Source organism: Peribacillus sp. SRI_006, assembly GCF_057586375.1.
The window spans coordinates 53,246-79,658 of the sequence record NZ_JBYCZT010000021.1 but is presented as its reverse complement, the minus strand read 5'-3'; the positions used below and the strand labels follow the sequence as shown (position 1 = coordinate 79,658).

Below are 26,413 nucleotides of genomic sequence, written 5' to 3'. Positions count from 1 at the left end.
TAGTTGTTTAATTCGTTCTTCAAGATCTTTAACCGAACCTTCAATTTGTTTGGATGGATTGATATCTTTTTTCATGGATGGTCTCCCCTTTTTCTTAGAAATTAGGGCATCTAATCCATAGGCATTAACATTTATTCTCCACGTCCGAATTAGCGCTGGAGATGAAATATTAAACCTTGCGGCTGCGTCGTAAGAAGATATACCCGTTTCATTCATATAATTAAGTACATCCATTTTAAACTCCGTAGAATAACTTGTATAGGATTTCTTAAATCCATCGGCTCCTTGAATTTGGTATAAACGAACCCATCCTTGAATTATTTGATACGAAACTTCAAATATTTTCTGAAGATCCATATAGCTGTGCTCACCTTCAAGGTAAAGTCGTGTAATGAATATTTTCTGTTCGGCAGAAAAATTAGCCATAAAAAACACCCCGTAAATGTTAGTTTGGTGTCTAACATTTACGGGGCAGTTCAAGTTTGTCTACAGTTTTTTTGCTTGTACAAATTTAGACGTTGATTGGAACGTAGGCACTCGCTTTCCGCGGGCGGTCCGCCCTCGGCGCACTTGCGCCTGTGGGGTCTCCCATGGACTCGCTATTCCCGCAGGAGTCTCGCACACCCGCTCCAATCAACTATGTTTAAAAATTTGGATAGAACTCCTTTTGCCTACAGTCTTTTTTGTTTTAAAATAGATCTATTAAAACTTGAGGTGATGAGGATGCTTTCGAAACATCATTCTATTCAACGAGATCAACTTGAAATGATTACATATATCTCCCCATTCAACTTTAAATACAAATCCAAACAAAAAAAGCCCTTCTCGTTTGAGATGGCCTTTAGTTATGCTGTTCCAGCACACTCGCTTAACTATTAAATCGCACATCTTGATGCTAGTGGATTCTTGATGGTTCGCATGCATGTTTGTATGGGAGCTTAAACAAATTATCCATAACAGCATTAACACAATCTTCACAATAATAATTGACGAACTCTCTACCTTGTTCAAAAATTGGTGTCATCGTATCTATGTCAGCCCATTTAAAACAGTAAATACACATTTGCCTCATGATATATCACTCCTTTTCCACGCGGAAATAATTTGGTAATATCCAAAAGAAGAATATGTGCCACTTGCCGACATTATTCAAGAAACGTTTGCGAATCCCGACTGTAAAATTAAGGTAGCGAGAGAATTAAATGCTATAAACCGATATCATTTATATACCACTTAACCTGAGTATTAAACCTCCCCCAAAAATATTATTCGTTGCCCCTCAATCTTTTTTCCCTCACTAAAATTCCTTTATCCACTAGCTGCACCTTTTGTTACATACAAAAAAAAGAGCTGCCAAAGCAACTCTTTTTTGAAGTAAAATACCCTTTTCAACTTCATGAACGGTATTACAAATGACTATTTCTTTTGTCACTTTCCATCACTGCCAGTTCGTGTGGAAAACCCCTGCTAAATCACGTCGTTCATAGGTATGCGCACCAAAATAATCACGTTGTGCTTGCAAAAGGTTAGCATTTGAGATGCCTGTTCGATAACTATCGTAATAAGTAAGTGAAGAGCCTAAACATGGAAACGAGATGCCGGAATTTATTCCCTCACAGACTACCTTTCGCAATCCCGCCTGGTACTTTGCAACCTTTTCAGCGAAATATGGTGAAATCAATAAATTGGCCAGATTTGGCTGCTCTTGATAGGCTTCGCTAATGACGTTTAAAAATTCTGCCCGAATGATGCAGCCGCCGCGGAAAATAAGCGCAATATCCTTCAAAGGCAAATCCCAGCCGTTAAGTTCAGAACTCATTTTATATTGAGTGAAACCTTGCGCGTATGCACAAACCTTTCCCATATATAATGCTTGCCTAATATAGTCAATCCACTCATTTTTATCTAATTTTTGCTGAACGTTCTCAGGCCCTGTTAGAATGTTTTCCGCATGAACCCGTTCTTCTTTTAGAGCGGAAATGTAGCGCGCAAACAAAGACTCTGTAATGATCGATGCTGGTATTCCGTTATCAATCGCTTGCATGCTGGTCCATTTTCCTGTGCCTTTTTGTCCTGCTTTATCGAGAATCACATCAATCAATGGTAAGCCTGTTACTTCATCTTTTTTCCTTAAGATTTCGGCCGTGATTTCGATTAAATAACTTTTCAGTTCGCCTTGATTCCATGTTTCAAAGATGTCAGCAATTTCATTAACCTCTAAATGCAATTTTTCTCTTAAAAATGTATATGCTTCGGCGATTAATTGCATATCTGCATACTCAATCCCGTTATGTACCATTTTCACAAAATGACCTGCCCCTTTTGGACCGATATAGGTACAGCAAGGAGCATCATTTACTTTAGCTGCGATTTTTGTCAGGATTGGAGCTACTTTTTCATAGGCGTCCTTATCTCCTCCTGGCATGATTGAAGGTCCCTTTAACGCACCGACTTCCCCGCCGGAAATACCAATTCCTACATAACTGAATCCTTTAGATTTCAATTCATCATATCTGCGTTCAGTATCTTCGTAATGGGAGTTACCGCCGTCCATGATAATATCGCCCGATTCAAGATGAGGAAGTAATGAAGTGATCACCGAGTCGATCGCTTTACCCGCAGTCACCATCAGAAAAATCTTTCTTGGCGTTTCCAGTGACTGAACGAAATCTTGGATTTCGTAATACGGATGGATTGACTGACCGTCCAATTCAGCAACAAGCTGATCCGTTAAATCTCTTGTGTAATTATAGACAGCTACTTTTTCTCCTTTATTAGCCATATTTAACGCGATATTACTGCCCATTACCCCTAAACCAATGACACCAATTGTATTGAACATTATTTCTGCTCCTTCTTATGTAAGAATAATAGGCAGTAAATCCCTGCCATATGTCGGGGATTTACTGCCGGGAAAGCCTATACAAATAAGCTTAGTAATAGAATGAATCCTAATCCAGCTACTGATATGATCGTCTCAAGCAAAGTCCATGTTGCGAATGTTTCTTTCATGCTTAAGCCAAAATACTCTTTAAACATCCAGAAACCAGCATCGTTAACGTGTGAAGCGATTAAACTTCCCGCTCCTGTAGCAAGTACGACCAGAGCAAGGTTAACGTCCGTCTGACCTAACATCGGAATAACCAAACCAGCTGTCGTCAAGGCAGCAACTGTAGCAGATCCCAATGAAATACGCAGGATTGCCGCGATGATCCAGGCAAGCAGGATTGGTGATAATGATGTTCCTTTGAATAATTCAGCTACATAGTCACCTACACCGCCATCGATCAATACTTGTTTGAAGGCTCCGCCGCCCCCAATGATCAAGAGCATCATTCCGATATTCAGGATCGCTGATGTACAAGATTCCATAATATCCTTCATTGGAATCTTTCTTGCCACTCCCATTGAATAGACCGCAAATAATAAGGAAAGCAACATGGAAGTACCGGCTTCACCAATAAAACGGATAGCGGCCAGTAAACCATTATCTTCAAATCCCATCGTTTTTTGCATCAAAGTGATGATTGTAGCAATTGACATTAATATAACCGGAAGTAATGCAGTAAATACACTGATTCCAAATCCAGGTGTTTCTTCAAGTTTAAAAGATTTTTGTTCCCCTAATGAGGCAATGCTGCCTGTTTTCGTAAATGATTCAGGTACTAATCTTTTCGCTATCTTCGTAAATATCGGTCCAGCTAAAATAACGGTTGGAACCGCAATGATGAAGCCGTAAAGTAAAACCTGACCAATGTCTGCGCCATATTCACCAGCGATGACGGTTGGTCCTGGGTGCGGCGGTAAGAAACCGTGTGTTACGGATAATGCCGCCACCATTGGAATGCCAAGATACAATATCGAAACTTTTAATTCTCTTGAAATCGCAAATACGATTGGAATCAATAATACTAATCCCACTTCAAAAAATAATGCGATACCGATAATGAATGATGCTGCCACGACTGCCCATTGAATATTCTTTTCACCGAATTTCTTAACAAGGGTCATGGCAATGCGCTGCGCTCCGCCCGAATCTGCGATCAACTTACCTAACATCGCCCCAAGTCCAAAGATTAACGCTAAGTGGCCGAGTGTTCCGCCTAATCCAGCTTCAATGGTTTTAACAATTCCGTCAAGCGGCATCCCAAGTGCTAAAGCCACTCCAAACGATACAATGATCAAGGAAATAAAGGTGTTTAATTTTAAGCCCATTATTAAAATTAATAAAGCGACAATTCCTAAAGCGACAATGACTAATGGCATTGTAATCCCCCCATGTCTTTACTTTGCAGCATTTATTAAGTTTCTTTGATAATTCGCAATCTGTGTATATTCGTTTTCCAATACCCTTGATAGGTTAATGAAAATCGGCAGCAGCTGCCTGTATTCATTTACAGAATCAGCTTTCGGTGTGTGCTTGTGGGTATTGCCTATCATTTCAGAAACCACTTCGAAGGAATCAATTTCCCCAGTTGCATATAACCCTAATATACAAGCACCCAGGCACGAACTTTCGTAGCTTTCTGGAACCACGACTTCCGATTCGAAGATATCGGACATCATTTGCCGCCAAACAGCCGACCTTGCGAATCCTCCCGTAGCTTGAATTCGGGTCACGGGACCGTCCATGCATTCGGTTAAGGCCAAAAATACGGTGTATAAATTGTAAATGACTCCCTCTAGAGCCGCTCGAATCATATGTTCTTTCTTATGCGACAGCGTTAATCCGAAAAATGATCCCCTTACGTCCGGATTCCATAATGGTGCACGTTCACCTGCAAGATATGGATGGAATAACAATCCATCAGCGCCCGGTCTTACCCGTTCGGCAATCTTGGTCAAGACTTCATAAGCGTCGATTCCGAGTCTTTTAGCTGTTTCCACCTCGGAAGAAGCAAATTCATCGCGAATCCAGCGAAGGACCATCCCCCCATTGTTTACCGGCCCGCCAATCACCCAATGCTTTTCCGTTAAGGCATAGCAAAAGATTCTTCCTTTTTCGTCTGTTTTCGGTTCGTCAATAATTGTCCGAATCGCACCGCTTGTCCCGATCGTGACAGCGATTTCACCTTTCCGGATAGCGTTTACACCTAGATTTGAAAGGACACCATCACTTGCCCCAATGACAAATGGCGTTTTTGGGTCAATCCCGATCTGTTTGGCTAAATCCGCGTCACAGTTGTTAAAGGTCTTTGTTGTTGGTACGAGTTCAGATAATTGATCACGCGTTACTCCAGCAATTCTTAGGGCTTCCTCATCCCAATCCAAGTTTTTGAGATTCAACATGCCCATGGATGAAGCAAGGGAATAATCGACAACGTATTGATCAAAGAACTTTTTAAAGATATATTCTTTAATCCCGATATACTTTTTAACATTGGTTGCGATCTCCGGGTGATCATTCACGATCCAGGTAATCTTGGATAATGGTGACATCGGGTGAATCGGTGTTCCGGTTCGCTTGTAAACTTCATGCCCATCTAATTCATCCTTTATTTTATGGGCCCAAGCTTCACTTCGATTATCTGCCCAGGTGATGCAAGCGGTTAGCGGCTGGTCGTTTTCATCCATAGCTATAACACTATGCATCGCACTGCTAAATGAAATAAATGATGGTTTTTTATCTGGATGCTGCTTCGTTATATTTGAAAAGGCTTTCAGAACAGCCTGGAAAATCTCCTCAGGGTCTTGTTCCGCCGTTGTCATATCCGGTGTGTAAAGAGGATAGCCAATATTCTCTTGCTGGATGACATCGCCTTTTTTCGTGAATAATACAGCTTTTGTACTTGTTGTACCGATGTCTACTCCTAACATATAGCTAGTCATTTTCTTGTTCGACTCCTTTTGAAAGCATCTGTTGAGCCATCCATAAGTCTTCAACTTTTCCTTGAACATCATCAAAGTTTTCATGTAACGACTTAATCATGATGTCTCGATCTTTTGTTTTGATCGCATCAATATAAAGCTGATGATTATTTATGATCCGTGTAAAGTCTTCATACTTTTCTTTAAAACGGCTGCGCATGGATAGAAGAATCAAACTTTCCATTACAGGTTTTAAATTATCCCAGATCATCAGGATGTAGGAATGATCGATGGAGCGAATGATCGTTTCGTGGAATAGAACATCCTGATAGGAAAACTCATCCGCATCCAGGTATTTTATGGACACTTTCATCATTTCCAATATTTTACTAAGTTCCATTACTAATTCATTCGTGTTCATCCTCACTAGACGTTCAAATACAAACGTTTCAATGAGAATACGTACATCATAAATTTCTGCATACTTTTTTTCTGTTAAACCAATGACAACCGCACCCATTCTTTCTAATCGGATGATATTTTCAGAGGCCAGTATTTTTAACGCTTCACGAACGGGTGAGCGGCTTACACCGAAATCAGCAGCTAATTTATTTTCAGAAAGGATGGCACCGCTTTCAATCATCCCCGAAATAATACGCATTCTAAGCTCGGATGTAACGCGATCGCCAGCTGAAGCTTTTGAAAGCCATTTTACAGGATAAAGAAATTCCTTTGATTCAGCCATAAATTCACCTTCTTATAGAGTTCAAGTACACTTGTATACAAGTATTTTATAATAATAATAATAAATAATGCAAGCTTTTTGAATTCAACCGGATTTTCGCCAATATAATCAAAGTCGAACGTTTTAGAAGTATTTGACTTTAGCGAACGTTGAAAGAACTCAACTAAACAAGACAGAGATTAACCCCCTATTACAAAAAAAAACACCACTTTTCCTTAACCAGGTGGTGTACATTCTATTTTATCCTCTCAAAAACTTACACAAAGTAATTCTATTTTTATTTAAGGGTGGCGTCAGGTAAATATCCTACATGATGTACCGCCAGCATTATACAGAACAACGCCATTAATTATCTATATGGTCATTCTACTTTCTGATGGCCCCATACCTGTCACCTCTTATTCCGATTAAAAGGTACGTTGTACATAGGAGAATAGAAAAATTAACATAGCCTTCCAACCGATAACGATAGCAAATAAAAAGAAAAATCTCTCTTGTACCACAGCATTAATCCAATTTAGCATTCATAACAATGCAGAATACACCGATCGCTTCAGCATTATCGTCAAAATTGCCCAGGTAAATGTAACCTGATACTTAGAATATACTCTTTGCATCCACTCCCACATAGTTATTCACAATGATTCAATCTCTTGTTCGAACCTGCCCCGTTATTGCCATATGAAAAAAAAGGCTGCATATGCAACCTCTGTTATTAATGTAGAGCACCGCTAATTTGAACAGTTAAATATGAAGCTTTTTACTAAAGAATTAAGGACACACGCGCCTACTTAGTTTTAGTTAAATGTATTTTAATTTCATGCCAACTTCAAGATTGCAATCTTGACGATCCTTAACTGGAGTTTGAGTTAAATCAAACTCCATTCATGATACCTTAACTCCTTTTATTAATTCGTCTTTTAGTTTCATAGGCTCAGCTAATTCAATGCTCCAAGGAACTTTTTGCATACCATGTACCTTTTAGTCAACCAACTCTTCCACTCTATGTCCACTTATGTAATAATTTGTGTATGACAAATTGGCAATCACTGTTAAATCAATGATTGCACATCGTTTATCATATTTAAAGTAGTTTTAAGTTATCTCTGTTCGAGGGAAATTAGACTAATCGATTTTTATAAACCAAAAACCAGTCAAGAACACGAAAGTTTTTGGGTGTATAAACTCTGAACCTTAAGACAAAAATGATACTTGAAAGGTTGGGAGATTATATTAAAGAGCAGATAATGGTGATGTTTTCACTTTAAGTAGGCGTCCAGTAGAGGAAACGCTACTACGGCTATTCTGGCTGCAATCCTAGGGGGAAAAAAATTGAATACCGAACAAAGAATACTTCGAGTCTCCATTGGCGTTACCATCTTCGTTGCTTGCTTTGGGATCATTTTCGGCCTGCTATCAGGTTCGTTCTCTATCACCTTTGATGGGTTCTATTCTCTGACCGATGCAATCATGAGCGTCTTGGCGCTCATTGTCTCAAAGTTGATTACCTCGTCCACTGCACCGAATAGGCAGAATGGTAAATTGAGTGAACGCTTCACAATGGGGTTTTGGCACTTGGAGCCAATCGTCCTTGGTCTCAACGGTGTTATGCTCATGGGGGCGGCCGTTTATGCATTGATTAATGCAATTGGTAGTCTTATGACGGGCGGCCGCAATCTCGAGTTCGGGTTCGCCATCGTCTATGCCGTTGTGACGATGATCGCATGCTGTTCCATGGCGATTTTCGAAACACGCTTAAACAAGACGCTTAGCTCGGATTTTGTTGCACTTGACGCTAAGGCCTGGATGATGACCGGTGGCATAACCGCTGCGCTCTTGATCGCGTTTTGCATCGGATACGCTTTTGAAGGAACGAATTTGGAATGGCTTACACCCTATATTGATCCGGCAGTACTTGTACTGATCTGTTTGGTAATTATTCCGCTGCCGATTTCAACGGTAAAGCGGGCCTTGGCGGATGTCCTGCTGATCACCCCTCAATCACTCAAGCAGCATGTGGACGAGGTCGCACAGGACTTTGTGAAGCGCTACGGCTTCGTTTCTTACCGAGCTTACGTCGCAAAGGTTGGCCGGGGAAAACAAATTGAACTATACTTTATTGTGCCTGGCGGGTGGCCGGCTAAATGCCTTGAAGAGTGGGATGCAATCCGTGATGAAATCGGTAATGCCATCGGCGAGGAAAGTACTGATCGATGGTTAACAATTGTGTTCACGACCGATGTTGAATGGGCGGACTAAAAATAGGGTAGTGTGCAGGCGACCAGGCCAAATCGCAGCGACGAGCCTGGCGATTTGCTCGTACGGCGGCAGAATGTTTGTTTAAAGAGCCACCGACCTCATGTGGATTAGGGGTAACCACCAGCAAAATCGCGTCTTTTTTTCAACTGACTGCCCCGATAGTTGCATAAAAAATGCAACCTTAAAGACTGCTTCAATCATCAGCTAACGCAATACAGAATCGCACCAAATACTTGAATAAACTTTTTACTTATCTTAGCTGTAATATGTTTAGTTTCTAATTCATACTCCATCTTTCTATTAATATAGGAATGTCAAAAAAAAAAAAAATAAAGGTAGAGCTAAAGATAATCCAACGGTAATATGAGATAAAAGACAAATCCATATTTATAAATACCAAGAAAACAGCACATGAGATTAAAAATCAACTGCAAAAAAGGCCGATATCGTGTTAGTGAATAATAATTCCATTAATAAACCTAAATCAAGTCCATTATCCTCTTTAAAAACCTAGCTATCTTCACATGAGTAGAATAGCTGGGTTTCTTTATTATATACGTCCAAGCACTAAGCTATTTCGTGCAGCTTCTACTACTTCGGTGGTAATCGATGTAAGGTGATTGATTTCGAGGATGCTTAAAATGCTTTTGAGCTTTTATCTTTCCTCGTTAATAAATCATTCTTTGTCAGTAAGGTATTTAATTTTTCTGAACTTAGGAGCATTGCTGCAACAAAAACAGCAATACACAATGGAAAGATTCCTATTGTTGAATGAGATGCAATGAAGCCAAGAAGAGGTGGTATGAAAGTACTACCTGTATAAGCAACAGCCATTTGATAACCCATAATTGTCTGGGAATGCTTCTTCCCAAAACGTGTTGGAGTTTCATGCAACATACACGGAAATATCGGTGCTAATCCCAGTCCAACCATAATAAAACCTACAAGCGAAAAAGTGGAAGGCAATGGTAGGAATAGAAGCGTGGCACCAGCTAATGCTATTATTTGTCCCATCCGAATGAGTGTACGGTTACTCATTTTAAAGGTAATGAAGCCTGTAATAAATCTACCCATTGTTATCCCTGCGTAATATAAGGAAACCCATTGTGCAGCAACCGATACGGGTAACTCCTTGACATTTACCAGAAAGCTACTCCCCCAAAGACCCACTGTTGATTCAACCCCACAATAAAACAAGAAGGAGATCAGAGCCAGTTTAACTCCTTTAATTTGTAAAGGTTTTACATGTTTAGCATCTTCATTATAAAATACACCTTTTGAATCTTCCTGCTCTTCATTTATTGTTATATTGCTTTTCTTTTTCACTCTATTCCATAAGGGCAAAGTGAAGAGAAGGATTACAGTTAACGTGAACTGAATTCCAGAGATTGCAAGATATCCATTTCTCCAAGAATTTTGTTCTGAGATAAACTGAGCCATAATGATAGGACCAAAAGTAGCTCCGACTCCCCAAAAACAATGTAACCAACTCATATGGTGTGCCTTATACTGTGTAGCAACATAATCGTTTAATCCTGCATCAACAGATCCTGCACCTATTCCAAGTGGTATGGCACATACAATTAACCAAACAAGCGATGGAGCAAAATGAAATCCCAACAAAGCACCAGCAGTCAGTAAGCAACTGACAAATGTGACATTGCCAGTTCCAAACCGTTTAAGTACCATTCCGCTAGCTAAACTGGAAATAATTGTACCACCAGCTATCGTCATAAAAAGTAATCCAGCAGTCTCAAGCGGGGCTCCATAGTCCGATTGCATCACAGGCCACGCTACCCCCAACAATGAATCAGGTAAACCTAAGCTAATAAAAGCCAAATAAATGATGACTAAAAGGAATGTTGTCATATTCAAACCTCGCCTTTAATTATTTTCTACTCAATTGCACTTTCCAATTTATTTTACTTGCTTGTTCCATTCATCATAGATCAGGTCCAAGACTTTGTAATCCATATAAACAATCCACACATTGAAGATGTTCTGACGGGAGATATTTTGAGCTACCTATAGCAATTTTGTCTAATATTCCTTTATCAACTTCATCGTTACAAAAAATGATGGAATGCGGGTTAATGATCGCTACAAACGAGGCCACACCTGCTAATGCATCAATCTCAAAATGCTCACAGATAGTTACTTTTTTAGGTCCACTCGATTTTCCGAAACTTTCATAAAGTTCCAATAATCATACTGGGACGAACCAAACCTTGTCCTTATAAATAATGATCACAGTAAGGGATTTTAAAACTTTTTACAAAATTTCTTTCTACCCCCTCTTTGTTGTTTCCCGTTGAGTAGAAATAAAATTTAATACATGGCGTTTTCCGGGTGCTTCCTGAATAGCCCCTTTTACGGAAGCAGTCAGTGCTCCACTTGCATTTGCAAAAGTAAGTAATCGTTGATGATTTTCACTCACTCTTTCACATAGATTTTCATTAGTTACTTCAAGTGACACTAGTTCGGATAAGAAACCTCCGATAAATGCATCACCTGCCCCTGTTGTATCCGAAACAATTACTTTAAATCCTTTGTCTTCATATACCTCTCCATTTTTCAAATAAATATTTGCGCCATCGCTTCCTTTTGTATATACGACTACTTTCACGTTACCGACAAAAAGGGATTCAATCGCTTCTTTTTCCGTATGAATATTTGTTATAAAATATAATTCTTCATCAGATACTTTTACAATATCCGCTAGAGGCAAGAAGTTTAGTATGGTACTCCGACAGCTTTCTTCATCTGGCCATAAAGGAAGCCGGACATTAGGGTCAAAACTTACAATTCCACCTATTTTATTAAATCTGTCTATCACTTTTATATGGGTTTGTTTCATTGGACTTTCAACTAAATCCACTGAGCAAAAGTGAAGAAGATCTCCTTGATTAAACCACTCTGACTTCACCTCATCTGGTGAAAGTAATAAATCAGCTGCATTCTTTCGGTAAAAATTAAAACTTCTTTCCCCGAAATTATCTACAGATACAAATGCTAATCCAGTTTCACCTTCATCACTTCGAATAATATAGGAAGTGTCTACATCATTTCCTCGAAGCACGCCCTCTAAATAATCACCAAAATTATCATTAGCTATCTTGGTCAGCATGACGGAATTCCCACCGTATTTTGCAATTGCAATCGCAACGTTCATAGGAGCTCCACCGGGAACACGTTCAAAACCAGTAACCTCTTTTAAAGATTTTTCTTTTTGAATCGGAATAAAATCGATTAATGTCTCACCAATACAAAAAACCTTTTTCAATGTTTTCACCCCTAAACAAGGAACAAGTGTGTAGACACTTGTTCCTTGTTATTTTATTTCCAGATATCTTGCAGGTTCCAATAGGTTAATTCCTTGACTTGTACATCACCCTTCTCAGCAAATAACTCAATTCCTAGTCTATCCTCATTCGGATAGATTCGACTTGTCATGGTCGTTTGTCCATCGTTCGCAAAGATTTCAATGGAAGATCGATCAATAAATACACGCAGGGAAAGCTCTTTATTTGTCTCAAGCATTGTGCTTCTAACACCATCTTCCACTTTTCCTGACTTGGAGCAATCAAGTGTTAGTTGTTGTTTATCTAAGTGATACGTTAATACTGTTTCTTCTTGGTTAACTCCACGAATCTTTAGACCTACAGATTGAGCGCTACAATTAATTAAATCAAACACTGCTTTCACTTCAAGTAAATCCTCTTTCGTTTCTATCAAATAGCCTTTGGAAATGGATTGATTTGTACACTCAATGTGTTCAGAATCCCGTAATAAGATTAATTCCTCAACAGGATTCATTAAAATCTTGTTATGATCCCCTAGCGTTATTTCGCGTGGTAATGTTAAGGCTCCACACCATCCATCAGCTTTAGTTGGCATGTTTGACTCCCACATATCCATCCAACCAATCGCAATTCGACGACCCTTATCATCTAACAGTGTTTGAACTGCATAAAAATCATGTCCATTATCCAGTTCAGTAAATGATCCATGAACAAACTCGTTTGTTTCGTAATTATAATCTCCAACCAAATAACCTGTTTGGAATAGATTATTATATAAATCCCCATTTGATTTAATACCTTGAGGAGAAATCATTAAAATATATTTTCCATCTAATTCAAAGAAGTCCGGGCATTCCCACATATATCCAAGGGATCCATCACTTTGTGCAAGAACGCCAATGTATTCCCAATTCAGTAGATCAGAAGAACGGTATAAAATAACTCTTCCGACATTATCCTTCGTCGAATTTCCTAAAACCATGTACCAGGTATCATTGTGCCTCCACACCTTTGGATCACGGAAGTGATGTGCACTATCTACTGGTGGTTTAGCAATAACCGGATTTTCCCCAACCTTCTCAAATGATATTCCATCCGTACTGACCGCAATATTTTGATTTTGATAGAAGTGGTCTTTTTCCTTGTCTGTATAGTGATGTCCTGTATAGATCAGGGTTAGTTCACCATCATTATCAACGGCACTTCCTGAGAAACATCCATCTGTATCACAAGCATCCCCGGGGGCTAAAGCAACAGGATAATGCTCCCAATGAACGAGATCTTTACTTTTTACATGGCCCCAATGCATAGGTCCCCAATTTGCATCATATGGATGGCATTGATAAAATGCATGATATTCCCCTTTATACTGCACGAAACCGTTCGGGTCATTCATCCAGTTAGCTGGAGCCATGATATGGTAACCTAATCGATAACGATCATTTATTTTTTTCTTGGCATTCTTCAGTGCTTCTTCAGCCTGTTTAATTCTATTAATTGTTAACATCGTAACATCCTCCTATATTATCTTTCGTAACCTTTCCAGATTGCCATTTAAGCCTTTTCTTTTTTTAGAACCTTTTAAAGTAAAGATTGAAATAATGGTAAAACAAAACACCATGATTCCCATGATGAGATAGGTATTACGAAATCCTACACTGTCATATAATCCACCTGCAAGTGGTGAAAGAATGGATGCACCAACCTGAGATGCAAATTGGAAACCAACTAGATAAAGCACAGAAGATAGACGGGTATCGAAATTCGCTGCTAAATATTTAAAAATAGCAATTAGCATAATAGGCAATTCAAGGGCATGAATTAATTTCATCGAAGAAATTCCGATTGGTCCAACAACAATTCCAGAACCGATGATTCTGAAGGCCATTAAAAATCCTGCTAGAATTAAACTATTCTTTACACCAAACTTATTTACGATAAACGGAGCAAGAAACATCATTCCGGCCTCTAAAAATACTTGGAACGAGTTTAGATATCCGAATACTTGATTGCCTAACGATTCAGTCGGAAATAATGAGGCGTAATAAAGAGGGAATTGCTGATCATAAACACTGTAGACGCATGTCACCCCAATAATGTACATCATGAAAAACCAGAAATCTTTTAATAAAAAAAGTTGTCCAACGTCTCTTAATTTAATAGAATCGGCTCTATTCATCTCTTGATCCGTCATTTCTATTTTCACAGACATAATAATGGCCACTAATATGATCGCTGAAACAGATGCAACCCAGAAATTGATATTTGGATTAATATTAAACAGCTGTCCTGCAAAAAATGTAGCTGCCGCCCACCCTAGAGATCCCCACATTCTCGATTTTCCATATTCGAAATCATATTTACGGCTAATCTTCTCAATATATGATTCAATCGCTCCAATACCAGCTAGAAAAGCTACGGCTAAATAGATTCCTCCAACAATCGCGCCCCAAAAGACATTGTGTTTTAATAATGGTCCATAGATGAAAATATAAAATGGTCCTACAAATACGAGTAGCAAACTAATGAAAGATAATATTTTTTTCTTTAAACCTATTTTGTCAGATATATAACCATATAGTGGCTGCATACATAAGGCGAAGATAGCGTTTACAGAAAAGATAATACCTGTAGCTGCCCCACTTAAATTTATTTCTTGTCCTAACCAAATGGAAAATAAAGAGTAACTTGAAGACCAAGTAAAAAAGAAAAAGAAAAAATACGCACTTAACTTCCAATACAGAATTTTTGAAACTTCCAATTTAATTGCTCCTTTTACTAGACATGTGAAAAGAAATGAATCACTAGTTAACGATATGAAAAAGAAGAATCAGAAATGTGAATTTAAGTCCATACATGGTTGTTAATGATGATACACTCTCTATTTAATGCCTGTACCTGAACCACCAATCCCCTCTAAAATATAACGTTGAGCCACAATATAGATAATAATCAATGGAACGGTGGATATCGTCAGAACAGCCATGACTTGGTTAGTATAAACCGGATCTGTACTATTAATTGCTGTAATCGCTACTTGGATCGGAAATTTCGACTTGTCTGTCAAGACCATCAGAGGCCAGATGTAGTCATTCCAACTTCCGATAAAAGCCAATGTCCCAACAGTGGCAACGGCCGGTTTGGACATCGGCAGCATGATCCGCCAGAACACTTGCCATGTATTTGCCCCATCCAATTTAGCCGATTCAATAATCTCTTTTGGAATAGCCATAAAAAAGTTACGGAACAAATAGATATTGAATGCCCCTGCCAACGCTGGCAAAATAACCGCAAGACGTGTATCCACTAATCCAATGCTATGAATAATGGTAAATTGAGAGATTAAGATGGTTTCAAATGGCACGATCAAAATAGCCAATAAAAGTCCAAACAGCACTTTTTTTCCACTAAAATTAAGTTTAGCAAATGCATAGCCCGCCATCCCATTGATAATTATGGAACCAACTGCTACACACAAACCATAAAACAAACTGTTGCCTATATAACCTAGTAAATGGAACCGTAACAGAACTTGCTTATAGGATACAAACCAGTCTGATGGATGAAATGATGGCAGAAAAGCCTTAATGTTACTCATATCGTTATAAATTTCCGCTTCTGGTTTCATCGAGGATGCGACCATCCAAAACAGCGGAAAAATAAATAGCACCGCGAGCAAAACCAGGCATATGTATTCTAAAATTGTTAGAGGCCCGAATTTCCGTCTCATCAATCTTCATCCTCCTTCACCAGTTTACGCTGTGTAATCGTAACCAATCCGATAATCGTCCCAAACAAGAGAGCAATTGAACTGGCATAACCAACCATACGGTCCGTAAAACCAGTTTGATAAATATAATAGACAACCGTCATGGTGGAATTCACTGGTCCGCCTTGCGTCATAACCATTGGTTGAACCAACAGCTTGAATGCGCCAATTAATGTGGTAATAAATATAAAAATTGAAGTTGGTTTCAACAAAGGTAACGTAATGTACATGAAACGTTGCCATTTATTTATTCCGTCTAACTGTGCCGCCTCATAAACATCACCGGGGATATTCTGCAGTCCTGCTAGAAAAATCAGCATCTGAAAGCCAGCTCCTTGCCAAGCTGAAACCACGACAATTGTAAATATCGCCTGCTTGGGACTTGTCAAAAACGGTTGCGCTGAAATGCCGAAGTATGTGAGTACGTTATTAATAATCCCTTCATTTGGATTCAACAAATACAACCATAGAACAGAGATAACGACAAGTGACATGACAACTGGACTAAAGTAAGCTACTTTAAAAAACGTGTTTGCTTTACGTTGTTTATTTAACAGGAGGGCAAGCCCAAGAGCTGCCCCTATCTGTAACGGAATCACCCACACGACAAATTCCAGTGTGTTCACCAAGCTTTTCAGAAAAATTGGGTCTTGGAATAGATTGATGAAATTGTCCAATCCGACAAATTTACGCATATCTGGTGTCAATAAATAGTAATCCGTAAACGAATAATAGACTGACATAATAGACGGAATTACAAGGAACATCGATAAAAGTAACAACGCCGGTCCCAAAAACGTATATGCTACTACATTTTCTTTCCACCGAGTTTTATTCTTGGTTCTTTCCTCTGGTCTCAGAAATGTATAGACACTCCTATTTTCTTTCCATCCAATTTTACTCATGGCTCCTCCTTCTAATTGGCCTTATCGATAGCTGATTGCATTTCTTTCGCATGTGTATCCAATACTTTTTGGATATCTTTATTCTGATCATAGAAGCTGATGTCATCGATTGTTTGTTGGAAAGCACGCGTTACTTGCGGATAAGCCGGTGTAACGGGTCGTGCGTGTCCTGTTTCTTTCAATTGTTTCAAGAAGACATTCATTTGATCTGAGAACTCTTTTGCCATCACTTTTTCAGAAGAGTATCGGACTGGCAGTGCTGCAATCGTACGGCTCAGTTCCACATTCGAATCTTTGTTTGTCATCCAATCGACTAATTTTGCAGCCCATTCTTTATTTTCGGACGTTTGTGTCATCGCAAATTGCCAACTACCTGAAGGAGATACTAGTTTCTTTGTTTTTGGTGATACAGGATATGGGATAACGCCATAATCTACCTTTTGGTAGTTTGTTTTCATATCAGTTACAGTCCACACTCCACTAAACTTCATTGGATATTTTTCCGTTTCAAACGCTTGTTTGACTGGTGTTCGTGTCGTATAACCTTCTTTCAACATAGTTTGAATAAATGTCAACGCTTCAACAGTAGGTTTTTTATTGAAGACACCTTCTGCCTTCTTTCCATCCTTCGAGATGATATCCCCATCAGCTGACCAGACAAACGGAGTTAGCGCATACGTCAACATTTCGTCTTTAGACTGTAATTGCATATCAATAGCTGGTTTGTCGTATTTATCTTTCAACGTTTTACAAAGAGCAAGGAATTGGTCCCATGTCCATGGATTATCAACTGTTGGCAGCGTATTCAAATCGACGCCCGCTTCTTGTAACATCCTTTTATTGTAGTAAATCCCAACAGATGATTCACTAACACCAATTGCATACAGCTTGTCTTTATAAGTTCCTTGTTGCTTAATACTTGGCAGCAAATCCTCTTGATCTTTTACATACTCATCCAATGGTGCAATGACACCAGATTTCGCGTAAGCAGCTGTATTGGGACCATCCAAAGTAATAACATCCGGCAACGTGCTGGTTGTAAGGGCCGCGTTTACTTTGTCTTCATAACCACCGCCATTTCCGCTACGTGGAATAAATTCAATTTTAGCTTTGATATTGTCAGGAGCATAATTCTTATTGAAGGCTTCTACCCGTTTTTTATACACTTTTCCTTCTTCATTTTCATCAGATATGTGCACCCACATCGTAATCGTCTTTTTACCATCACTATTTACGCTTTCGCTTTTGCTGCAGCCCACCGCAGCAAACATCAGTAATAAAGATATACTTACAAGTAGCCATTTCTTCATACCTTTCACTCCCTCCTCATATCTTTTAAAAAACTTATAAAAGCGCTTTCAACAGTAGTTTATGTCAACCGGTTACATATGTCAACCGGTTGACAGTCATTTTTTTGAAAAGTCAGACATTAAATTCATGTAAGTCTCTAACTCTTGCACCTATTAGTGCTTTTCTCTAAAATAGGTGCGTGATCAGACTAATCTGAAATTATTTTATTATAGGGTTTTCCTAGTAGGTGACAGTTTATGATATGCTATTAAACAGTTAATTATGGATTTTCATTTTTATAACCTTCGCTCTTTATAAAATATTGATGCCAAAGTTTAATAACTCTGTGAACCAACTCAAAAAGTCTCAGTTTCCAGTCAATGGACAAAAACATGAAAACTTCATTTTAAATAATAATGGATGTTTCTTAATGAGGTAGGAGGACATGAAATGAAGCCTAGCATTCACGATGTGGCAAAAATAGCAGGTGTTTCATCAACAACAGTTTCCCGTGTATTAAATAACCGCGGTTACATAAGTGAAAAAACAAAAGAAAAAGTTTATAAAGCGATGGAAGAGATTAATTATTTTCCAAACGATTTAGCCCGTTCTTTATTTAATAAACGAACTAATTTAATAGGACTAATTATCCCAAACTCAAGTAACCCATTTTACGGTGAACTTACCTTTCATATTGAAAGTATCTGTGCTTCATTAGGCTATAAATTGTTACTTTGTAACAGCTTAAACCGCATAGATAAAGAAGAAAAATATTTAGAGATGCTCATACGTAATCAAGTAGATGGAGTAGTCGTTGTGACATATAACCGAGGTATACTAAATTATGAGAAGCAGAATCTTTCTGTCGTGGCAATTGACCACTACTTATCGAAAAATATCCCTGTTGTTGGCTCTGACAATTATAGCGGAGGGAAAGAAGCTACAGAATTATTAATATTGAAAGGCTGTCAGTATATCGTTCATATAAATGGACCAATTGAGCTGCAAACACCAGCAAACTTAAGAAGAAAAGCATATGAGGATGTTATGAAGGAACAGGGTAGACTTCCAATTACATATGAAGTTTCACCTCTTCAAAGTCATAAAGAAGTAATCTCTAAGCTTTTTGATGAACATCCAGAAGTAGATGGGATCTTTGCAAGTGATGATTTAATCGCGGCATCTGTTATAGCTGAATCTAAAAAACGCGGAAAAGAGATACCAACGCAATTAAAAGTTGTCGGTTATGATGGAACAGAAGCAGTTCAAGTTTTACTGCCAGAATTGACAACCATACAACAACCAATTGATTTAATTGCCAAGTCAGCAATTGATATTTTATTAAAACAAATTGAAGGTGAATTTAACAATTTTCCGTTAGAGACATATCTGCCTGTTAAACTTTTAGAAGGTGGAACGACTTAATTTATTGTATTTATATGATGGGTTTTGAGGTGTCAAAACCGATTTTGTGCAAATGCAAAGACGAATAGAAAATTATTGTAGATTCGCTCTAAATAGATGGGTATATAAAATAAACTGTTTTAATTGGGGAGTCAGTTCACGTACTTTGTCTGAAAATGTGTACTTTTAAAAAATATATGTAAAACCCCTTAGGTCTCAAGGGGCTATCCCTATTAAAGAATCGCTCCCTATAATGGAATAAGTCGTATCAGATTGTATAAATAATTAGAAAAACTATTATCCTCCAATTATTGAATTTCAGGTCTTTAAATCCCCCAAATAAGCATTAAACACCATCATTTTTGATTTATGGTGTAATCAATATGTAAGAAAGGCATGCCAAAGATTCGCATTTTGTGATGGGCTGTGAGTATTCCCGCAATTGTTTCATTAATTAAAAAGTGCTCGGATAATGGAAGCTTGAAAAGCGCTTTGCCAGCTGCTAAATAAATACCAGAGTCACTTTCTCCCTCGCTCGAAAGAATAAGAGAGCCATCGATAGCGTCAAGCTGTAAAATACCAATCATTGACGAATAAGGAAGAGGAAGTGCTATATTCATATACGTCCTGCCCTCCGTTTTATGCTGAGAATAAATGGCCACAAATACGGTATTCTCCTTCACCTGGCGAATCCATGCGCGTGGATTTTCCCTCCCATCTAGCGTTTGATCAACAGCACGTATTTTATATGTCATTTCAGTACGTTTACTTGAGATGGGCAGGTTCAACTGCTGTAGTTTTGTACTTATCAATTTATAGCACACCGCAAACGGTATAAACCAAGTTGCCCATTTTACAGAAGCAAATAACCGATACTGATCTGTGTTCTCATAAAAATGGACGATTGTTTTTGGTAAAGTTTTGATATCAACAAAATCACTTAGTTCATCCACTAGTCCTGGGTGTTGCTTGCCTGCTCCTTTTAACGCACCTCGAATTCGGCTCACTGGGAAATTCCAGACATCCTGCTTCGTTTTAGGAGGGACAAGCACCCAACCGAGTACGCCTAACATGCCAAAAATTAAACAGTTAAATAAGCCATGAAATTTCAGCATAAAATCAATACTAACAAACCAAAGTCCAAACGAATTATTTGTCGCATAAAGCAATGAAAATAAGATTGTGATGCCTAGTGCACTGAATGATAGCCGTATTAATATCGTCTGTAAGTGTGAAAGGAAGCGTGTTCGGTATGCAAGTACGATTAAGGTGTAAATGGCAAATATGTAAAGCAACACAGAGATGAATTCCAGTAACGGCGAAAATGAAATGCCAATGGCGACGAGTATGGGACCCGATAAAATAATTGGCACAATTAATCGATACCATGTTGAATCGTGTAAGCGTCCAAAAAACCCAAGAGATATGGGCAATAAGAAGGCAGAGTAATGAAAATGAATAGCTGTTAACCAAGTGATTAGTGGACTAAAACCTGTATCAATTCCCGCAATATAAGCAAAGAACCATAGTCCGCCTACAAATAAATACATCATCCCGATATCAATCGAAATTTCTGCCCAGTTTGTAAAACCACGCTGAAAAAACCGTTTTAGCCCATGACATGCCACAAAAAAGGTTAAAATCATATAAATGAAAGCGAGTACCATCTGTCCTGTACTTGATGGGATAACTTGCAATAAAAAGATGGAGAGCATAGCAATCCAATTGAAAATAATATGTTTCCTCTTTGTTTCTAATAGTAGCTGAAGCATAAGTGGCACGAAAATCAACTGTGCAGCTGTCAGCATTAACAAATAGGGTTCAGATGTCAAAATGCTGCTTGCTATGAAAAAGAACACACCTGCAATGGTGATTGAACTAAACAGTCTGCTCCTTAAATTCGCCTTCATAAGCCATCAACCTTCCTACGATTCGGTTTCGTATATCGACTTGAATCGTAAATACTTCTCGTGCATCATCGTACCCTTCCTCAACGTTCACAACTCCTTCTAATAACCGAAGAATTGGAAACTCTAGGTTACCTATAACGATACGTTGAGGCCCAGAGCGAATGTTTATGCGCCCTTCAGGTGTCACCGCAAATTTTAAATCCGAATAAAATAAGCTCGGCTCCCCTAAATAATCCTTCACAACTCTACGCTTTGTATCAACCGTCATAAACGCATTAAAATGCCGAGTAATCTCTTCAAAATAAAAATTACGCTCCCAATATATTTCTGCCTCACCAGTCGGCAATGATCTACAGGTATTTTTGATCGAAAACGGTACACCCTTCCCGTTTTCGGGAAAAAGAAATTTCCAGCGTGTTGCTAATTTAAAAAAGGGTTTTAGCCAGAAAGCCCCCGTTTCAATCTTTGACATCGTTCCGACCCCATTAAACGGTTTATCAATTGGTAGGGCATAACGCTCTTGCAGCTTAGGATGAAGTCTTTGAAAATCCTTACCTAAGAGGTCTTGGTAGATTGTCATTATGATTCACCCTTTCTCGTACGCTTGCAACTTGTTGCCGATGGCAAATCAGTTGCGAGTAAGAAGCTAATAATGGAAAGAACCCACAGACTAGCATTAAATGTAATAGGGTTAAACGGGTGTAATGAGAATGAAGGACTAGCGATCAAGGCACTAATGGTCAATACTGGAAAAGCAATCATCTGCAGAACAAGTAAATGTCTTTTCTTACGATAAAGAAGCCATACCACTGCAAATAAAATCTCGAGAACGCCTATTATCCCTACACCCTTTACAGCAGCAGCCCCCTCCAAGGAAGTTAAACTAGATAGCATCGATACTTCCTCAGGATGTTTGGCAATCATCTTTGGTATTAGCCCATGATAAAGCCAAACAAAGAAAAAGAGCATTGTTACTATAGTGTTAATAATGAAACGTACATACTGTGATCGTGGCGATTCCCCCTTTTCGATCCAGCGTTTTAGCACATCAAAGCTTAGAGCTGTTGCCCACCCCATGATTGGCCGAAAAAAGATGTCTAAAAGCCGTCCAAATAAACCATAACGTACATCATAGTCATATTGGGTGAGAAATGTGGTTCCGTTATCTGTTGGAATATACTGCCAATATCCTTTTCCTTCACAAATTGGCGAAATTTTTTGATCGGTACCAAAGTGAAGAGAAGATGTCTTTGAACCATCCTTCTTATTATGCGTACCGATACTTTTACCCCAGCCAGCGACTTTTACCCAACATCCCAATTTCGTTTCATATAAAAAGGATTGCGGATCATCTTCTGATTTTTTCGGTAAATAGGTAATAGAAGAAAAACGCAAATCCCATTGTTCATGTAGTTCAGGCTTTTGAGTCATACGCCATACTTCGTCTATAGTTGCCTGAATTGGAATTTCCACATAGATCGGTTTGTTTTTCATAAATGTCACCTCTATTAATAAAGTAACATAAGTTTCATTACACAATGTTAGAATTTATGAAATCGCTGTAAGAGTGATAGAGTTTGAAAGACAATCTAATAACTTATTTTATTGCTCAATTTTCTGACCCAATTGTTGAACAGAGGTTAAACAGCACTCTCTAACTATCCTGCCCCGTTCGTACAATTGGTTACTCGATGTACTTCCACCTCTTTATCCTACTAGTAATTCAATCAAACTCCACCCTCTTTCGAGGTGTAGCTTTTAAATAAAGTTTAATCAAAGATATCTCGCAAACCCACATTTTACGATAAATAAAAAGAATCTATTTTGAAAAAAGATTGATCAAAATAGATTACTATTCAGAATATTCCAGTTCAATTTTTATAAAATATTTTAATCAATTTCAGTGTATCTAAAGTTTATTCTGCCTTCTCGAATTGAATGTGCCAGCTTTCCATGACTTTCCCGGATGGGTTGATGGACAGAAGCATTAGCTGAAATATTTGCCGATTTAGCCATCAGTGCACCTCCTCGATCATCCATCCTGCAAGATCGGACGGACCGGCCGACTTCTTATTGTTGGCGGAGCCGTCGCGTGGACGAAGCATGCCGCCAACGAGACGAAGTCCCTGTTTCCTCGTCATGAATCGTCCGATCTGCGTACCTATATAATTCTGTGTACCCGGAACGACATACAGTTTCCCGTCCTTCAATGCCCGAAGCGCAACTTCCACTACCCGCTCCGGTGTGTCTTTCTTACCGACGGCGGCTTCTTCCGCGCCTACGACGTTGAAGAAGCCGGTGTCCGTCGCTCCGGGACAAAGCGTGAAAAATTGGACGCCACTGTTGCGGTTTTCCCACCACAAGGCTTGGGTAAACGACAAGACGAAGGCTTTCGTTGCTCCGTATACGGCCATATAGGGAAGGGGCTGAAATCCGGCGGTCGATGCGACATTGATAACGGCCCCGGAGTTTCTACACAACATATCCGGCAAGAACAAGTGCGTCATATCTACAACAGCGGCAACATTAAGCATGACTTCCTCATGCTGGCGCACGCCTGACACTTGTTCAAACAAACCGTGCGTGGCAAAGCCGGCGTTGTTGACCAGCAATTCGATCTCTAAATTCAGAAGTTGACATTGCCGATATAACTCGCCTGGCGCGCCCTCTTTGCCAAGATCGGTAGGAATCACCTCGACCTTGACGCCGTATTTCTTTCTAAGCTCCGATGCCAGGTTCTCCAGCTTGTTTTTCGATCGGGCTACGAGTACAAGGTCGCCACCCTCTTTGGCCAATTGTCGGGCGAATTGCTCTCCGATGCCGGATGAAGCTCCCGTGACAAGCGCCCAATTTCCTTTTATGTTCATTGTGCAACTCCCCTATCCACTTTTTTACAATTAGGAAACAGTGTTACTTTTGACTCTCTTAAGAATTATGATACCTTCCGGTAACACTGTTTCTAATTGAAATCATTGTAACTAAGCTTTTTAAGAAAGTCAACATCGTTTTTTGAATCGTTGGTTTTTGGCATCCCTTGCAACATTGACAACGCTCCGACAATTATATTAAAATTCCTGTTAAGAGCTGGAAACATTGTTTCTTATTAAAAATGTATTAATTGAGGGTGATAGCGATGACAGACCAAAATAATTCCTTCGATGCAAATACGAAAAAGTTGGAAACGTATCAGGAGGCTCGCTTGAAAAATATTGAAAATCTTCGAAAGCTCGTCGTCGATGCTGCGGCAACGATTTTGTACGATGAGGGTCCTGAAGCTGTGACGGTGCGTAAAGTTGCGCAGAAGATGAATTGCTCAACCAAAATCATATACAACCTGTTTGTCAATAAAGATGGACTGGCTCAGCAGCTTTATCTCGATGGCTGCAAGCTTCTCGCCAATGAATTCGAGAGAACGCCGCGCGCTGACGATCCGATGCAGCAGCTGTTTAATTTAGGCGAAACCTTCTGGCAATTCGGACAGCGATACTCCGGTTATTACAAGCTGATGTTCGGAGGAGCCTTCGCGGATTTCAAACCAGACGAGGAGAGCATACACGGCACCGTAACAGCCATGCGGCAATTGTTGACGGTAATTGGTAATGCGCAAGAGCAGGGACTGATTACCGGTCCGTATGACACGGAAACCGTCGTCCGTATCTTCTGGGCGTCGCTCCACGGTGTTATCCATCTTTACATGTGCGGACATTTTGGTGATGTGCAGTCCGCACATGCCGTTTACGAGCAAACGTTGTCTTTGGTTGTCGGTTCGTTATTTTCGAGTTGAGGCTTCTAGAGGGGGAAAGAGCACCTTAAGGTGTCTTTTCTTTATTTTTTAACACGTCGCAACTTTATTTCAAAACGACACGAGGGTATTTTTTTATTACAAGCAACCTAGATAAATGAATAAATAGAAAGGGCATGTTTTGAAAAAGATTAATCAAAACATGCCCTTATACTATTTAATTGATTAGGGGATTGTTTACTTCTTAACCTCCTAAAGTGAATTTAACCAGTTTTGCTATAACGGAAAATATTTTCAGTCCTTCCCCTAATTCAGGAAGGTTAATCGTTAATGGGGTTAATAATGTAAGTACAAGAGTCAGAGCGACAGTAGACTCTATACCTATTCGGTCTCGAGTGACTCTTGTAGGAACGGGACAACATTAATTAGAGTTGATGATGCTTTTGGGCTAGCCTATACACCTGCTGTTCCTGCGGATTACGACCCACCAATACCGACTACTGTTCAAGAAGCTCTTGATCAATTAGCTGCACGTGTAAGAGAGGGTCAACTGGAATATGCCCAGATTGAACATTAATAATGATATTTCCATTTATCCCTCCACCCACTAAATTAACTTGGGTATCCGTAGTAGCTTGTGAATTAATAATGATATTTCCACCAGTGACGAATGAAGCAAACATTATCATGTTAATTCCATTTTGAGTGTAACCAGAAGATAGCAACGAGTCTCGAATATTGACTTGATTAACCGAAGTCGTTAAAGCTGTGAAAGTTGGTAAGGGAGTTAAGTTAACACTAACAAAGAATAACTTCCCACTAAAACTACTAGCAGTCACAAAGTTAAAATCAAGTGGTGCAGCTAACAAAGACAAATCCACAAATCCCGATCGATTATCATTTTGAAATCCAGTTTCAAACCATGATGGATCATTAATATCGAAAGGTATCGATAGTCTGGTTAATAAAGTACTTGTTCCCACCAATTGTACGTTTGCCTTTAGATGTATTAATGGTTCTGTGTAGTTACCTGGTCCAATAGAAATAGCATACCGTTTAGTTGGTGAAGCATCTAGAATAGATGCCATGGCAGCAGTGACTCAAGAATGGATTACATTCAGAACCGTCAGCAGTCGCATCATTACCAGCTTTATTTACATAAACGATTTGAGTGGCTATTGGTGGAGGTTCAATACAGGGTTCTGGCGCAAGGAAGATATCGACCATAAATTGTAAAGCTGCTGGATTGTTCAAACTGGATGGATTGGAAGAATAAATA

Annotated in this window: 20 protein-coding genes and 2 pseudogenes; 4 read left to right on the top strand and 18 right to left on the bottom strand. The window is 39.1% G+C overall.

The genetic code is table 11. The features are described from left to right. From AC2YHV_RS24640 to AC2YHV_RS24620, 5 genes are all read right to left on the bottom strand, one after another. Positions 1-426: helix-turn-helix domain-containing protein (locus AC2YHV_RS24640; protein ID WP_487374372.1), on the bottom strand; the 426-nt coding region annotated here is incomplete at its 3' end. A 1,012-nt stretch (positions 427-1,438) separates the two neighbouring features. Beyond that, a complete protein-coding gene (gene gnd, locus AC2YHV_RS24635) occupies positions 1,439-2,842 on the bottom strand; it encodes a decarboxylating NADP(+)-dependent phosphogluconate dehydrogenase (protein ID WP_034306198.1) in 1,404 nt (467 codons plus the stop codon). Positions 2,843-2,919: 77 nt separating this feature from the next. Continuing rightward, complete coding sequence (locus AC2YHV_RS24630) at positions 2,920-4,266, bottom strand: GntP family permease (protein ID WP_057276083.1); 1,347 nt, start codon at positions 4,264-4,266, stop codon at positions 2,920-2,922. An 18-nt stretch (positions 4,267-4,284) separates the two neighbouring features. Continuing rightward, positions 4,285-5,829: a gluconokinase gene (gene gntK / locus AC2YHV_RS24625; RefSeq protein WP_057276084.1), complete on the bottom strand. Its 1,545-nt coding sequence runs from the start codon at positions 5,827-5,829 to the stop codon at positions 4,285-4,287. Continuing rightward, positions 5,822-6,553, bottom strand: a complete 732-nt coding sequence (locus AC2YHV_RS24620; RefSeq protein WP_048687535.1) for a GntR family transcriptional regulator — start codon at positions 6,551-6,553, stop codon at positions 5,822-5,824. The genes gntK and AC2YHV_RS24620 overlap by 8 nt, the downstream gene beginning before the upstream one ends. A 1,332-nt stretch (positions 6,554-7,885) precedes the next feature. Between AC2YHV_RS24620 and AC2YHV_RS24615 the strand changes: the two genes are divergently transcribed. Then, positions 7,886-8,812 (top strand): cation diffusion facilitator family transporter, encoded by a 927-nt coding sequence (locus AC2YHV_RS24615; RefSeq protein ID WP_063574428.1) that lies wholly within the window; start codon positions 7,886-7,888, stop codon positions 8,810-8,812. 636 nt (positions 8,813-9,448) lie between these two features. On the opposite strand, the gene AC2YHV_RS24610 is transcribed toward AC2YHV_RS24615, so the two are convergent. The 7 genes from AC2YHV_RS24610 to AC2YHV_RS24580 form a co-directional block, all read right to left on the bottom strand. Continuing rightward, the gene (locus tag AC2YHV_RS24610; RefSeq protein ID WP_487374371.1) at positions 9,449-10,681 is read right to left on the bottom strand and encodes an MFS transporter; all 1,233 of its coding nucleotides are present in this window, start codon (positions 10,679-10,681) and stop codon (positions 9,449-9,451) included. Between the two features lie 418 nt (positions 10,682-11,099). Next, positions 11,100-12,095, bottom strand: coding sequence for a carbohydrate kinase family protein (locus AC2YHV_RS24605; RefSeq protein ID WP_330502047.1), 996 nt, complete (start codon positions 12,093-12,095; stop codon positions 11,100-11,102). 53 nt (positions 12,096-12,148) lie between these two features. Continuing rightward, entirely contained in the window at positions 12,149-13,612 is a 1,464-nt protein-coding gene (locus tag AC2YHV_RS24600) for a glycoside hydrolase family 32 protein (protein WP_487374374.1), read from the bottom strand. 21 nt (positions 13,613-13,633) lie between these two features. Continuing rightward, the gene (locus AC2YHV_RS24595) at positions 13,634-14,875 is read right to left on the bottom strand and encodes an MFS transporter (protein WP_034306214.1); all 1,242 of its coding nucleotides are present in this window, start codon (positions 14,873-14,875) and stop codon (positions 13,634-13,636) included. Between the two features lie 120 nt (positions 14,876-14,995). Next, positions 14,996-15,844, bottom strand: a complete 849-nt coding sequence (locus AC2YHV_RS24590; protein ID WP_034306216.1) for a carbohydrate ABC transporter permease — start codon at positions 15,842-15,844, stop codon at positions 14,996-14,998. After that, the gene (locus AC2YHV_RS24585) at positions 15,844-16,788 is read right to left on the bottom strand and encodes a carbohydrate ABC transporter permease (protein ID WP_034306219.1); all 945 of its coding nucleotides are present in this window, start codon (positions 16,786-16,788) and stop codon (positions 15,844-15,846) included. The genes AC2YHV_RS24590 and AC2YHV_RS24585 overlap by 1 nt, the downstream gene beginning before the upstream one ends. Positions 16,789-16,799: 11 nt before the next feature. Next, positions 16,800-18,098 (bottom strand): ABC transporter substrate-binding protein, encoded by a 1,299-nt coding sequence (locus AC2YHV_RS24580; protein ID WP_057276089.1) that lies wholly within the window; start codon positions 18,096-18,098, stop codon positions 16,800-16,802. Between the two features lie 430 nt (positions 18,099-18,528). Between AC2YHV_RS24580 and AC2YHV_RS24575 the strand changes: the two genes are divergently transcribed. Beyond that, a complete protein-coding gene (locus tag AC2YHV_RS24575; protein WP_063574434.1) occupies positions 18,529-19,503 on the top strand; it encodes a LacI family DNA-binding transcriptional regulator in 975 nt (324 codons plus the stop codon). Positions 19,504-19,838: 335 nt separating this feature from the next. Here the strand turns inward: AC2YHV_RS24575 and AC2YHV_RS24570 are convergent, their stop codons facing one another. The 5 genes from AC2YHV_RS24570 to AC2YHV_RS24550 all read right to left on the bottom strand — a co-directional run bounded on the left by AC2YHV_RS24570 (position 19,839) and on the right by AC2YHV_RS24550 (position 24,259). Continuing rightward, on the bottom strand, positions 19,839-21,392 hold the full coding sequence (locus AC2YHV_RS24570; protein WP_063574435.1) for a YndJ family protein: 1,554 nt from the start codon (positions 21,390-21,392) through the stop codon (positions 19,839-19,841). Then, positions 21,361-21,972, bottom strand: coding sequence for a DUF4166 domain-containing protein (locus tag AC2YHV_RS24565; protein ID WP_487374370.1), 612 nt, complete (start codon positions 21,970-21,972; stop codon positions 21,361-21,363). Before AC2YHV_RS24565 ends, AC2YHV_RS24570 begins: the two co-directional genes overlap by 32 nt. Continuing rightward, a complete protein-coding gene (locus AC2YHV_RS24560; RefSeq protein WP_487374369.1) occupies positions 21,972-22,886 on the bottom strand; it encodes a DoxX-like family protein in 915 nt (304 codons plus the stop codon). The genes AC2YHV_RS24565 and AC2YHV_RS24560 overlap by 1 nt, the downstream gene beginning before the upstream one ends. A gap of 396 nt (positions 22,887-23,282) precedes the next feature. Continuing rightward, the gene (locus tag AC2YHV_RS24555; protein WP_262983613.1) at positions 23,283-23,408 is read right to left on the bottom strand and encodes a hypothetical protein; all 126 of its coding nucleotides are present in this window, start codon (positions 23,406-23,408) and stop codon (positions 23,283-23,285) included. Then, positions 23,408-24,259, bottom strand: coding sequence for an SDR family NAD(P)-dependent oxidoreductase (locus AC2YHV_RS24550; RefSeq protein ID WP_063574438.1), 852 nt, complete (start codon positions 24,257-24,259; stop codon positions 23,408-23,410). Before AC2YHV_RS24550 ends, AC2YHV_RS24555 begins: the two co-directional genes overlap by 1 nt. Before the next feature lie 266 nt (positions 24,260-24,525). On the opposite strand from AC2YHV_RS24550, the gene AC2YHV_RS24545 reads away from it, so the two are divergent. Next, the gene (locus tag AC2YHV_RS24545) at positions 24,526-25,176 is read left to right on the top strand and encodes a TetR/AcrR family transcriptional regulator (protein WP_095394956.1); all 651 of its coding nucleotides are present in this window, start codon (positions 24,526-24,528) and stop codon (positions 25,174-25,176) included. A 215-nt stretch (positions 25,177-25,391) separates the two neighbouring features. Further along, positions 25,392-25,711, top strand: a pseudogene (locus AC2YHV_RS24540) (hypothetical protein); the annotation flags it as partial. Here AC2YHV_RS24540 and AC2YHV_RS24535 read toward each other — a convergent pair. After that, a pseudogene (locus tag AC2YHV_RS24535) lies at positions 25,674-26,331 on the bottom strand (collagen-like protein); the annotation flags it as partial. The pseudogenes AC2YHV_RS24540 and AC2YHV_RS24535 overlap by 38 nt on opposite strands. Positions 26,332-26,413 lie beyond the last annotated feature (82 nt).

Bases quoted from the DNA above. Each gene is read 5' to 3' on its own strand.
- AC2YHV_RS24560 (WP_487374369.1), bottom strand. From the start codon at position 22,886: ATGAAAAACAAACCGATCTATGTGGAAATTCCAATTCAGGCAACTATA.
- AC2YHV_RS24565 (WP_487374370.1), bottom strand. From the start codon at position 21,972: ATGACAATCTACCAAGACCTCTTAGGTAAGGATTTTCAAAGACTTCAT.
- gntK (WP_057276084.1), bottom strand. From the start codon at position 5,829: ATGACTAGCTATATGTTAGGAGTAGACATCGGTACAACAAGTACAAAA.
- AC2YHV_RS24550 (WP_063574438.1), bottom strand. From the start codon at position 24,259: ATGAACATAAAAGGAAATTGGGCGCTTGTCACGGGAGCTTCATCCGGC.
- AC2YHV_RS24555 (WP_262983613.1), bottom strand. From the start codon at position 23,408: ATGGCTAAATCGGCAAATATTTCAGCTAATGCTTCTGTCCATCAACCC.
- AC2YHV_RS24630 (WP_057276083.1), bottom strand. From the start codon at position 4,266: ATGCCATTAGTCATTGTCGCTTTAGGAATTGTCGCTTTATTAATTTTA.
- AC2YHV_RS24545 (WP_095394956.1), top strand. From the start codon at position 24,526: ATGACAGACCAAAATAATTCCTTCGATGCAAATACGAAAAAGTTGGAA.
- AC2YHV_RS24580 (WP_057276089.1), bottom strand. From the start codon at position 18,098: ATGAAGAAATGGCTACTTGTAAGTATATCTTTATTACTGATGTTTGCT.
- AC2YHV_RS24610 (WP_487374371.1), bottom strand. From the start codon at position 10,681: ATGACAACATTCCTTTTAGTCATCATTTATTTGGCTTTTATTAGCTTA.
- AC2YHV_RS24575 (WP_063574434.1), top strand. From the start codon at position 18,529: ATGAAGCCTAGCATTCACGATGTGGCAAAAATAGCAGGTGTTTCATCA.
- gnd (WP_034306198.1), bottom strand. From the start codon at position 2,842: ATGTTCAATACAATTGGTGTCATTGGTTTAGGGGTAATGGGCAGTAAT.
- AC2YHV_RS24620 (WP_048687535.1), bottom strand. From the start codon at position 6,553: ATGGCTGAATCAAAGGAATTTCTTTATCCTGTAAAATGGCTTTCAAAA.
- AC2YHV_RS24585 (WP_034306219.1), bottom strand. From the start codon at position 16,788: ATGAGTAAAATTGGATGGAAAGAAAATAGGAGTGTCTATACATTTCTG.
- AC2YHV_RS24590 (WP_034306216.1), bottom strand. From the start codon at position 15,844: ATGAGACGGAAATTCGGGCCTCTAACAATTTTAGAATACATATGCCTG.
- AC2YHV_RS24570 (WP_063574435.1), bottom strand. From the start codon at position 21,392: ATGAAGGCGAATTTAAGGAGCAGACTGTTTAGTTCAATCACCATTGCA.